11 protein-coding genes are annotated in these 12409 nt (G+C 35.2%); 7 read left to right on the top strand and 4 right to left on the bottom strand.

Annotation, left to right across the window (positions count from 1 at the left end):
- Positions 1-313 precede the first annotated feature (313 nt).
- On the top strand, positions 314-3181 hold the full coding sequence (locus tag GFU89_RS21630; protein WP_318849093.1) for a M16 family metallopeptidase: 2868 nt from the start codon (positions 314-316) through the stop codon (positions 3179-3181).
- Positions 3182-3267: 86 nt separating this feature from the next.
- Here GFU89_RS21630 and GFU89_RS21625 read toward each other — a convergent pair whose 3' ends face one another.
- The 3 genes from GFU89_RS21625 to GFU89_RS21615 form a co-directional block, all read right to left on the bottom strand.
- Positions 3268-4344 (bottom strand): GNAT family N-acetyltransferase, encoded by a 1077-nt coding sequence (locus GFU89_RS21625; protein ID WP_318849092.1) that lies wholly within the window; start codon positions 4342-4344, stop codon positions 3268-3270.
- Positions 4341-5339, bottom strand: coding sequence for a polysaccharide deacetylase family protein (locus GFU89_RS21620; RefSeq protein ID WP_318849091.1), 999 nt, complete (start codon positions 5337-5339; stop codon positions 4341-4343). Before GFU89_RS21620 ends, GFU89_RS21625 begins: the two co-directional genes overlap by 4 nt.
- 72 nt (positions 5340-5411) lie before the next feature.
- Positions 5412-7550, bottom strand: coding sequence for a S46 family peptidase (locus GFU89_RS21615; RefSeq protein WP_318849090.1), 2139 nt, complete (start codon positions 7548-7550; stop codon positions 5412-5414).
- Positions 7551-7806: 256 nt separating this feature from the next.
- Here GFU89_RS21615 and GFU89_RS21610 point away from each other — a divergent pair, with 256 nt between their 5' ends.
- Positions 7807-8295, top strand: coding sequence for a copper resistance protein NlpE (locus GFU89_RS21610; RefSeq protein WP_318849089.1), 489 nt, complete (start codon positions 7807-7809; stop codon positions 8293-8295).
- A 40-nt stretch (positions 8296-8335) separates the two neighbouring features.
- On the opposite strand, the gene GFU89_RS21605 is transcribed toward GFU89_RS21610, so the two are convergent.
- Complete coding sequence (locus GFU89_RS21605; protein ID WP_318849088.1) at positions 8336-8983, bottom strand: MgtC/SapB family protein; 648 nt, start codon at positions 8981-8983, stop codon at positions 8336-8338.
- A gap of 148 nt (positions 8984-9131) precedes the next feature.
- Between GFU89_RS21605 and GFU89_RS21600 the strand changes: the two genes are divergently transcribed.
- The 5 genes from GFU89_RS21600 (at position 9132) to GFU89_RS21580 (ending at position 11925) form a co-directional block, all read left to right on the top strand.
- Positions 9132-9689 carry a YdeI/OmpD-associated family protein gene (locus tag GFU89_RS21600; RefSeq protein ID WP_318849087.1) on the top strand — a complete coding sequence of 186 codons (558 nt, stop codon included), beginning with the start codon at positions 9132-9134 and terminating at the stop codon, positions 9687-9689.
- 9 nt (positions 9690-9698) lie between these two features.
- Positions 9699-10097: an immunity 22 family protein gene (locus GFU89_RS21595; protein WP_318849086.1), complete on the top strand. Its 399-nt coding sequence runs from the start codon at positions 9699-9701 to the stop codon at positions 10095-10097.
- A 122-nt stretch (positions 10098-10219) separates the two neighbouring features.
- A complete protein-coding gene (locus tag GFU89_RS21590) occupies positions 10220-10831 on the top strand; it encodes a hypothetical protein (RefSeq protein WP_318849085.1) in 612 nt (203 codons plus the stop codon).
- Positions 10832-10838: 7 nt separating this feature from the next.
- Complete coding sequence (locus GFU89_RS21585) at positions 10839-11153, top strand: hypothetical protein (protein WP_318849084.1); 315 nt, start codon at positions 10839-10841, stop codon at positions 11151-11153.
- A 37-nt stretch (positions 11154-11190) separates the two neighbouring features.
- Positions 11191-11925 carry a protein phosphatase 2C domain-containing protein gene (locus tag GFU89_RS21580; protein ID WP_318849083.1) on the top strand — a complete coding sequence of 245 codons (735 nt, stop codon included), beginning with the start codon at positions 11191-11193 and terminating at the stop codon, positions 11923-11925.
- The last annotated feature ends 484 nt before the right edge of the window (positions 11926-12409 follow it).

Raw genomic sequence — 12409 nt, 5'->3', positions numbered from 1 at the left:
GTGGGTTTTAGCCAGGGAAAGCCGGGCGTGAGGAGTATGAATGGATAGCAGGAGAATGCTCCTTAAAAATATTCTATATATAATAATGAATAGTAAAGATTATATATCTATCTATAGTAATGAAAGATATTATATAAAAAGAAATAACGGAAAGTAATCTTTATTTCCTTTCTACCATGGGGCATTTCATACTTTTGATTTACCTTTTCAACTATAACCATAGATGTAATAGTGATAAAAACCGGCTAACATTTTTTTTGATTTCATACATTTGTAGTGCATTCCGGATTCTAAGGAGTGAAATGAGTTTTATATGACAGACAGAAAATATAAGGAAACGGTTCATACTGATAAAAACCAATACGAATATATTACAATAGCCCACGACGAAAATAACGTCAGAATTTATACCTTGAAAAATGGATTGAAGGTTTTTCTTGCTCAAAATTTTGATGCTCCGAGGATACAGACTTTTATTCCTGTAAGAACCGGAAGCAATAATGATCCGGCCGATAATACCGGACTGGCTCATTATCTTGAGCATATGATGTTTAAAGGAACGTCTCAGATAGGAACCCAAAACTGGGAAAAGGAAAAAGAACTTCTGGACCAGATCTCAGCATTATATGAAGCGCATAAAGCGGAACAGGATCCCGAAAAGAAAAAGGAGATCTATAAAAAGATTGATGAAGTTTCTCAGGAAGCCAGTCAATATGCCATTGCCAATGAATATGACAAAGCTATTTCTTCTTTGGGAGCTACTGGAACAAATGCTCATACCTGGTTTGATGAAACAGTATACAAAAACAATATTCCAAATAACGAACTTGAAAAGTGGCTGAAAATAGAAAAGGAAAGGTTTTCTGAAATTGTACTTCGTCTTTTTCATACGGAACTGGAATCTGTATATGAAGAGTTCAACAGAGCTCAGGATAATGACACAAGACTTGTAAGCTATGAATTGATGGATGCTCTTTTTCCTACGCATCCCAACGGCCAGCAGACAACACTGGGAAGACCCGAGCATTTGAAAAATCCTTCTATGAAGGCTATTCACAAGTATTTTGATGAATATTATGTTCCTAATAATTATGCAATGGTACTGGTTGGTGATCTTGATTTTGAGGAGGCTATTCAATTAATTGATCAATATTTCGGCACTTTGCCCTATAAAGAGCTTCCTCAAAAGACACCAATAATTGAACAACCCATTACAGAGATTGTAATAAGAACAGTAAAAAGCCCTACTACTCCACGGGCTCAACTGGCTTGGAGAACGGAAAGCTATGGAACAAGGGATGCCATGCTTGCGGATGTTGTTGCCAATATTCTTAGTAACAGAGGTGAAGCCGGATTACTGGATCTACACATCAATCAGACGCAAAAAATGCTTTGGGCTCAGGCCTTTTCTGTAGGTTTAAGACAATATGGTTATTTTTCTATTGTTGCTGTACCAAAAGAAACCCAAACTCTTGAGGAAGCAAAGAACATGGTATTGGAGGAAATTGAGCTGATAAAGAAAGGTGATTTCCCGGACTGGATGCTGCCAGCAATCATTAATGATTTCAAAATTCAGAGAATGAAGGGCCTTGAAACAGCGGAAGGACTTGCTACAACCTTGTACGATTCTTATATAAAAGGCAGAACATGGGAACAGGAACTGAATGAGATGGATGAATATGCTGCTTTTACGAAGGAAGACATAATGAACTTTGCCCAGGATTTTTTCAAAGAAAATTATGTTGTTGTCAATAAAGAAAAAGGTGTTAATGATATGTTGATCAGAGTTGAAAATCCAGGTATTACGCCTGTTAAGATCAACCGTGATACTCAGTCTGAGTTTTTAAAAGAGATTTTAACGGACAAGACTGAGGATATTAAGCCTGAATTTATCGACTATCAGAAAGAAATTGCCACTGATCAGCTTAACGGAAAGAAATTAAGTTTCGTAAAGAATAAATATAATGATATTGCACAGCTTCATTTCATCTTCCCTTTTGGAAGTGACAATGACAGAGATTTAGGAATTTCTACTCAGTTGCTGCAATATTTGGGTACGGATACTCTTTCGCCTGAAGATTTAAAAAAGGAATTTTTCAAAATTGGAATCAGCAATGATTTCAAAACTACGAATGACCAGTTGATCATTTCTCTAAGCGGACTGGAAGAAAATATAGAAAAAGGAATTGCTCTCCTGCAGCATTGGATGCATGATGTACAACCAGACCAGGAAATCTACAATCAGTTTGTGGGAACTGTACTGGAAAACCGACAGGCCATCAAAAAAGATAAAAACCGTATTATGACTGCCCTGACCAATTACACCAAACTGGGTGTTCACTCACGTTTTACGGATGTTATTTCTAAAGAGGAGCTTGAAGGCAGCAATTCTGAAGTATTCACTGACAGAATGAAAAAGCTTTTCAAATACCCTTATCAGGCATTCTTCTATGGTAAAAACTTTGACAATTTCAAAGGATATATTGGTCAGTATATAGAAACTGAAAGTCTTCAGATGCCAGAGGCTAAGCAATATCCTGAACCTGCCACCGGAGGAAATGTAAATTTCATCAATTATGATATGGTTCAGATGGAAATGAGTAAGATCGGAAAAGGAAATCTGGTGAACCCGCTTCATTTTGGAAAGGTTAATGTATTTAATGAGTATTTTGGACGTGGATTATCCTCCATTGTTTTCCAGGAGATCCGTGAGAGTAAGAGTCTTGCTTATTCAGCCTATGTTTCTTACGCTGCCAACTCTGAACTCAACCATCCTGATTATGTAACAACTTATATCGGAACTCAGCCTGACAAACTTATGATAGCTGTGGATACACTGAATGAACTGATGAACGAGCTTCCTGAAGTGACTATTCAGTTTGAGAATGCCAGAAATGCTGCTCTGAAACAGATTGCCTCAACAAGGGTAACCCGAAATAATATATTTTTCAATACATTAAGATTGAAAAAGCTTAATATTTATCATGATTTCAGGAAAGACATCTATAATCAGATTCAGGATCTGAAATTTGAAGATATCAGGCATTTTTATCAGACAGAAGTCAAATCCATAGATTTTAATACAGCCATTATCGGTAAAAAAGAAAATCTGAATATGGAAGCTGTCAATAAAATGGGAACATTTAAAGAAGTAAGTCTGAAAGATATTTTCGGACATTAAAAAACGAACCGCCCGATAGCATTATCGAGCGGTTTGTTTTTTATCAATGATGAATGATAATTGATCAGTGATAATTTATAATTCAATTACGTCATCATACAATCCCCGTCTCCATCCTGATAGTTTGGGTTAAAATTATTCGGAAGCAGTTCCAATAATTGCTTATGAAAGAGATATTCTCTGTTAAAATCACGTTCGTAGATGTGAGAAACTCCTTTTGATTGCTGTATTACCTCGTTCAATCTGGTTTGATAACTGGTAAAACCTTTCACTTTATGGGTAAGTATGAAATAATTCAAAAACTGAACTACCTCAGCCAAATCAGAAGCTGAAAACAGATAAGGAATTTTAAGATATCCATCGCGGAGCAGTAATAACAAGCAAGCTTTGAGTTGATTATTCTGATCGAAAATCTTAATCCAAAAATATTTAAATGTACCAGCAAAACTTGAAAAGAGATATTTCTCGTCTTTTTGGCCTTCCAAAACCCATGGATTATCTATAAAAGTATTGATTTCATCTGCATTGCGTGCCCCTGAAAATTCAGCCATAAAATCAGCACTCTCTTTATCAATACGATCAAGAACTTCATATTTGAAATCCGGTTTCTGTACGGATAAATTCTTTATTGAGATGAATAAATTGGCAGCCGCATCCAGAGTCTGAAAAAGAGGTTTCAATGGTTGTGTTCCCGGCTTTTTTTCAGGAATCATTTTAGCCGCATCGGTTTTGAAGTAATACCTCTTCCCTTTTTTAGGAAAGACATATTCAAAAACACCCATGATAGTGTAAAGCGCTTCTGCTTCTTTGGTAAATTCTGTAATGGCAATTTTCCCTTCATACTCTTCAAAAACTTTTTTCAGCAGTGCTTTTGCGGGTCTTTTTTTTCGGTATTCAGGGTTTGCATACAAAGTGCTCAGCCATGCATAACGGATTTCTTTTCCATCAATGACAAAATAATCCGGGAAACATCCTACATAACCAATCAATTTTTCTTCAAAGAAAGCCAGAATAAGAAGGGTATCTTCCTCTGATGCTTTAGGATTCTGAATATGTGACAATGCACGATGTTTCGTAATAGGAAGAAAATCATACTGCAGGAATGCTCCGGATGATATAAAATCTCCCAGTTCTTTTCTGTTGAATGTTTTCAGCGTTATCATTTTCTCAGGATCGTATTTTTATTTATCAGTCTTTTCAGTTTGAAATAGGCCATCTCCTTTTTCAGTATCTGTTCTCCGCTCTCCCCCATTTCCATTGGAATCCTTTGAAAATTTCTCTTCACACTATCCAGTTTTATTCCTGCACAGCCAAAGCTGCAGTAGATTTCTTCATTTTTAAAAAGCTCATCAAAAAAATCTTTCTGGACTTCAAAATCAGTAAACGGAAATGCAAAGCTTTCATAGAGGAAACCATTTTCTTTCAAATAAACAAAAGTTTTATCCGTAGTTTCCATCTGTTCTTTCAAAGATAAATCTCCGTATTTCGGGTGATCCCAGCTATGCGAAGAGATTCCAAAACCTCTTCTGGTAAGTTCCTTTAATTCTTCTGTACTTAAATAAGGCTTGAATTCCTTTGAATAAGCATTAAAATCTACTTCAAGTTTTTCAGCAAGCCAGTCCAAAGTATCTTTTTCCTGATAATTTATTGCTAAAATTTTCTTTTGTAAAAAACGTCTGTCTAAATTTTTAAGCGATAAGACAAAATAAATTTCTGAATCTATAGTTTTCTTTCTCTCAACAGCATCAGCAAGAAGACTGGCCTTGCATCTGAACATCATATCTTTATTGTCTATGAAAGCCGGATTTACAAAATTGCAGGCATAGATTCCCTTTCGTTCCAAAATAGGAGCAGCAATATCATAAAACTCTCTGAAACCGTCATCAAAAGTTAGCAGGGCAATTTTTTTCTTAGGCTTAAAATTCCCAGAAGTAAATTCTTTGAACTCCTGCCAGTCCACAAACTGAAAATTCTTTGATAGATGATCCAGATCTTCTTCAAACTGTTTGGTAGTCTTATAACGGATCACATGTTTTATATGAGGAAGTTCTCTGTCTGAGACACTGTGATAAAGCGGCAAACAGTAATCCAGCGGAAAATATTTCCCGATATTACCAGATTCAAAAGTTGCCAAAACATTGATGATCCTGTCTTTCATCTTATTTAAAATAAAAAAGAATCTATTCAAAACTCAGTTCAAATAGATTCTTAAAGGTATAACTTTTAAAAATTATTTTATAATTTTCATTTCATCAACAAGCCACTTAGAGTCAGCGAATTTCTCGATGATGAAAAGGATATATTTTGTGTCTACCATGATGTTTCTGCTGAAACGTGGATCATAGTTGATGTCACTCATTGTTCCTTCCCACTGTCTGTCAAAATTCAATCCTACAAGATTTCCGTTGGCATCAAGAGCAGGGCTTCCTGAGTTTCCTCCTGTTGTATGGTTTGTTGCCGTAAATCCTACAGGAACGTCACCCGTTTTATCTTTATAGTTTCCGAAATCTTTCTTGTTGTAAAGGTCAATCAGTTTCTTAGGAACATCAAATTCATAATCTCCAGGAACATATTTTTCCATTACTCCGGCAAGGTGAGTCTGGTATCCGTAAGAAACCGCATCTCTAGGCGTAGATCCTTTTACTTTACCATATGTTACACGAAGCGTTGAGTTAGCATCCGGGAAGAATTTTCTGTCTTTATCCGTCTGCATCTGCTGAGCCATGAATTTTTTCTGCAATGCATCAATTTTTGCCTGCATTGAAGTGTACTGCGGATCTGCCGTTTTCATATACGTTTCTTTCATAGAAACATACAGCTGATAAATAGGATCTTTCTTTAAAGTCTTGATCAGTTTATCCTGGTTAGAAAACACTTTATCAATATCAGTAGTCAATGCTGCTCCATTCACAGCAGTTCTTCCTGTGATGATAGAGTTTTTAGACATATCTTCTATTGCAGGGATATTCGGGTTTTCATCTTTATATTTGCTGAAACCTGCTGGTAAAAACTGTGGTGCCGTTTTATTAACATATAATGCCAATAATTTTGCGGTTACTTTAGCATCAAGCTCAGCGCTGTAATCTTTGTAGAAAGAGGTTAATTTTGTTTTTAACTTTGTAAGTTCCTTTTCATCCATTCTTCCCGCTTCTACAGAAGCTACAAAGTCATAATAGTCACCTGCAAGCTTTAAAGTCTCCGCATTTCTTACCACTTCTGTATAATAAGCATTGTTTAAAGCATAAGGAGCCTGATCATTGTACAGTTTATTCAACTGATCCAATGTGTTTTTAATCTCCGGATTTTTAGCAACCAAAGAACCTTCGTACATTACTTTCTTCTCTACAGCATTGGATTTTTTCAACCCTTCCACTTCACCGATCCATTTTTTCCAATAGTTCGCTACGGAAGCGTATTTAGAAGCGTATTTAATACGTGTCTCATTATCCACACGCATTTTTTCGTCTAATGTTTTTAAAGCAACATCACGTACAGCAATTCTTGCAGGATCAATATCCTTCATGATTTTCTCTACGCCTACTGCAGGAAGATATTCTGTAGTTTTTCCCGGGAATCCGAATACAAAAGTAAAATCGTTTTCATTTTTATCTTTTATAGAAACCGGTAAGTAGTGTTTTGGAACGTAAGGTACGTTGTCTTTTGAATATTCTGCAGGCTTATTATTCTTGTCTGCATAGATTCTGAACATAGAGAAATCTCCGGTATGTCTAGGCCAAACCCAGTTGTCTGTATCACTTCCGAATTTCCCAATGCTCTGAGGTGGAGCTCCTACAAGACGGATGTCTTTGTACGTTTCAATTGTGTAAGCATAGTATTTGTTTCCATAATACATAGGCTTTACCATAATTGATTGGTAAGATTCAATCTTCTGAGCGTTTTTGTAAACCTCAATATTGTTGTTGATCTTTTTGGTAAGTTCCGGCTCCGTCAGGTTATCTGTACCTTCTAAAACCTGATCAGTAGCTTCTTTTATATCTACAATAAAATCTACTTTTACTCCCGGATTAGGAAGTTCTCCATCTGTATTTTTTGCCCAGAATCCATTTGAAAGCAAGTCATTCTGAACAGTAGAATGTGCCTGAATCTGACCGAAACCACAGTGGTGATTGGTTAAAAGCAGTCCTTTAGGCGAAATAATCTCTGCAGTACATCCGCCGTTAAACTGTACTACTGCATCCTTTATGCTTGGTTTCTGAGGGTTGAAAATATCTTTTGCAGAAATCTTCATTCCCAAATCCTTCATTTCCTTTTCATTCAGCTCAGTAGGAATCCACATTCCTCCATATTGTTGTGCAAATGCCATTGCAGCTGGCAAAAGAAATACAGATAAAAGTATCTTTTTTGTCATAATCAAAATTTTGCCCGAATTTACAAAGAAAAATAAGAATAGGCCTTATAAAACAGGCGGAAAAGTTGTTAAGAGTAGGTTTTTGTAAAATGTATTAATGAAGAGAAAGCAGAAAATTCATTTAATGATCTATACAGTAAACCCGAACCGTATACTGACAACCAGCAACGTTAAACATTAAACCCTCCGTCCTCTGGCTTAGTTTTTGTTGATTGGAAGTAACTTTATTATTAAAAACATATTTAAATCAATTATTATGATGAAAAGCAAAATGCTCATGTTGGGAATGGGAACGGTTTTATTCCTTGCTTCATGTTCTAAAAAAGAAACGACTGAAACAACCGGTACAACCACAGATTCTGCAACAGCTGTACAACCTGCTGCTACAGACAGCATTACTAAGGCTACTCCTACAGCAGCGGGTGACACTTCTGAAAATGCATTAGACTGGGCCGGAACTTATGAAGCGACAGTTCCTTGTGCTGACTGTCCGGGAATCAAGACTTCTTTAACATTGAATAATGATAAAACATTCAGCATTTCTGAAGAATATCTTGACAGAAATTCAAAGAATCAGGATAAAGGATCTTTTGCATGGGATACAACAGGAAGTATGATCACTTTAAAAGGGAAATCTGCCAATTATAAATATAAGGTTGGTGAGAATATGCTGATCCAACTTGACATGGATGGAAAAGAAATTGACGGTCCAAACAAGGATCTTTATATATTCAAGAAAAAATAAAATAAAGGCTTCGGCCTTTATTTTTTTACTTATATCTCATCTAAAACTGATAGGCTTTAATTCTAGGGTCGTCTACCAAACGTCTGATTACTTCTTCATGACGGGTATTTTTCCCGGTAAGCCGCCAGATAACGGTTAAACTTTCGGGCGAATACTGTTGTTTGATCATCAGATATTTTAAGTGGTGTTCTTTAAAGATATTTTCACAATATTGAATATCCGCAGAACCTGTCACAGCAATTTTGTATTCTCTTACTTTATTATAATTATCAATGAAATTCTGAAGATAAGTCAATACATTCAAAATGATTAATACTAAAGCGGTTCCCAACAATGCAATATAGATATATCCGGAACCTACAGCCATTCCTATTGAAGCTGTTGCCCAAATGGTGGTTGCTGTCGTAATTCCTTCAATTTTATTATCTCCTTTGAAAATAACACCTGCTCCCAGAAATCCAATCCCGGTAATGATATTGGCTGCGAGACGATCCGGATTTTCAACGCCTATTTTTATGGAAAGAATAGTAAAGAGACAAGCCCCGAAACAAACCAATATAAAGGTTCTGAGACCCGCAGATTTATTACGGTATTCACGTTCAGCACCAATAAACAGCCCTAAAATAACAGAAATAAGAATAAGTAGCAATTCATTTTTGACAGCATAATGATCCTGAAGAAAATCCATTTTTCACAATTTAAATGTAGAATAAAATTACAATAAAAAATTTATCTTCAGGGGCTATCATTGCACTTTGTTTAGGGCAAGAAGATTTTATTTGAGTGAAAACTTTCGTAATTTTACAGATTAAATGTAAAAGGCAAGTACAGGAGTTATGAAACCTACATTTTTTTCGACAAAAGAAAAATTCAGAGAATGGCTTGAAAAGCACTACAAGGATGAGAAAGAACTTTTAGTGGGGTTCTATAAAACCGGAAGTGGAAAACCTTCGATAAGCTGGTCTGAATCTGTGGATCAGGCTTTATGTTTTGGCTGGATAGACGGCGTGAGAAAATCAATAGATCACGAAAGTTATTCTATACGATTTACTCCCAGAAAGTCTTCCAGCATCTGGAGCAACATTAATATAAAGAAAGTTGAAAAGCTCACCCAAGCAGGGCTGATGACTCCTGCCGGACAGAAAGCATTTGATCTCAGAAAAGAGAACAAATCCGGAATTTATTCTCATGAAAAAGCAGAAGTTGCTCTTGATCCTGTTTATCAAAAGCAATTTACAGATCATCAGGCAGCCTGGGATTTTTTTGAAAGCCAGGCTCCATCCTATAAAAAGGTGATCATACACTGGATCATGAGTGCCAAACAGGAAAAAACAAGGCTTTCAAGGCATGAAAAAGCCATTGATATAAGTAAACAATCAAAAAGATTAGAATAAAAAAATATTATGGATAAAGAAATTTCACACTTCTGGTTAGGGTATTTCAAGAATGAAGAAGATTTTTATAGTTTCGTAGAAGAGGATGAAAATTATTATATAGAAGAAGAAACAGACGATCAGTATGTTTCAAAGTTCGCAGAATCACAGAACATCAAATGGTTTGATGATGATTTTATAGAATATGGCTTTGAGGATGAAAATCTTGGACTTTACGACAAGTTTGCAGAATATTCTTATGCTGACCAATGGCTTCCGATCCTGGAACAAAAACTGAACGAACTAAGTCTGGACACCCCTATAAATACCATCATTTTTGCAACCAGATTTGCTATTCCGAATCCGGTTTCTACAGAAAACGATGATTTTTCCCTGCATTATGTAGGTCAAATAGAATATGACGTTTAATATTGGGAAATGATCTCCCCTTATTGATAACAGGTGACTTCATCAGAAATGCAGTCACCTGTTATTGATAAAAGATTCTGAAATGGCATAGAAAGTGATAATTTAGTTCGTAAACTATCATCATGAACAGGAATCTTATAATCATTAATTTCATCATTATACTGTTGCTGGCTGCAGCCTATATTTCCGGATATTATTTTATTAATTACCCCACACAGTTCAATTTCTGGTATTCTGTAAAGGAATCCGGTTTAGAATATTTCCCAGTTATATTGGCTATCACTGCCCTTGTCACTTATCTTGTGAGTAACCTACCTATTAAAAAATTAAATTTTAAGGCTAAGTTTTTAAGAGTTTATCCCATTATTAATTCTATTGTTCTTCTTTTTTTTATATTTTCATCAGGAAATGAATTGATAAAGAATAAAAAGGAACTTTCAAAAAAAGAAAGTGAATATATTGTAAAGGCCAAAAAGGATATAAAAAATGACCAGGTTGCCATATCTTTTGCAGGAGGTTTCTCAATTCCCGCTCATGACCAGCAAAACCTAAGTAAAATTCGGAATATCCGAAAGAAATATGGCATAACCTATATCAATACAGGCTGTATCATTGATCCTATTGATACCAAAGCACAAAAGAAATATACAGAGACTGTAAATCCTTATCTTGAAAAAAGAAATGGAAAAGGCTGGGAAGAAAGAATGCAGGAGGAAATTGACCGTCTAAAATAAATATATCATGGCTATAGCAAAAAAAGGACTCAGAAAAATTGTGGTTAAAAATGAAACTTTTTACTGGAAAATAAGAAAAAAGATTTCTCATAATGAGCAACATAACAGCGACTATAGAATTCCCATACTACATGAAAGTGAGGGGCAAATTTTATTTATAATAGTAAATTTCTGCAGATCCGAATACTATGGACGAGAAGCAATGGCAATAACACCTGCCCTAATTCAATCTAAAATAATAGAAGCAATTAATCTTGGATGGGCTTATAGCCATCCCGGAATTCCAATAAGCCTGATTAATGGAGAACTTGCTTATCTGTGAAAACAAATTTCCTGCTAAAATTTCGTTACAATAAATCATGAAACTATATTCTACCTTACAAATCGGAGATTATCATATTAATCATTGTGAAGATGATCTTCTTATCAAAAAAATTGGTTCGGATAAGATTGTATGTGCTGTAATGGACGGTTGCTCTACAGCAATGGATAGCCATTTTGTCTCGACACTTTTTGGGAAAATTTTGCGTAAAGTTATTATTGAAGCTGGTTACAGAACATTATATGAAAAAGATAACGAACACAGTTTAGAACAAGAACTCAAAGAAATTATAAAAGGATTATTCAACGAACTCAAATTTATTAAAAATCATCTGATGCTGGATGAAAAAGAGCTCCTAACTACTCTTATTATCTTAGTTTATGACATCACAATGGACGAAGGATTAGTCTTAGCCATTGGTGACGGCGTTGTTTGCATCAATGGAAAGATCACGGAATTTGACCGTGATAACAAACCTGATTACCTTGCCTATCATCTTCATGAAAACTTTGAAGATTGGTATTTTAGCTTGTCTCAGAGAATATTTTTTGATCATTTGGATGATGTTTCCATTGCAACTGATGGTATTTCGAGCTTTTCAAAAATTAAAAAGACTGATTCTGATGAAGGAATCAACTTTACACAATATTTAATGATTGACCAGAAAAATAACGATACGGAAGAAATGCTCAACAGAAAACTTAAGCAGTTGGAGTATCAATTTGGCGTAAAACCGACAGATGACTTAGCTATCGTCAGAATCATAAAATAATTCATACATTTTGAACATCATGGAACATTCAAAACCTCATCGGTTTTACTCATTTCTAAAAAAACTGTTCATTGTTACAGTGATTATTTCCGCGGTTACATTTGTACAATTTTACTGGTCAATGGGTAGCTTTTCAGATCGAATGTCAAGTGGATGTCTGGAATGTTGGTTTGTTGAAGATGCATTATTTATGTCACTGATCATCGGAATTTTTCTTTCTGTTATCTTTTCTTTGTTTTCCTTTATTAAAAAGATGTTGATCAAAATGGGCATTAAGTTCTTATTGTTGGTCTTTGTCTGGTTATTTTGGAACTACTCCATATTTGTAGACAGAGAGTCTTCATGGAGTACTTATGACTTCACAACAGAGGTTCAATATACAATATCACTGTCTTTTTTTCCCGTTATCCTTCTGGGATGTTTGTGTATTTCATTTTTACATTATCAGGAAATAAAAACTAGATTTGCATCTTATAAAAACAAA

It is taken from the genome of Chryseobacterium sp. JV558, assembly GCF_033712365.1.
Classification (GTDB): Bacteria; Bacteroidota; Bacteroidia; order Flavobacteriales; family Weeksellaceae; genus Chryseobacterium.
The sequence above is the reverse complement of the archived record's forward strand: the minus strand, read 5'-3'. Positions and strand labels throughout refer to the sequence as shown.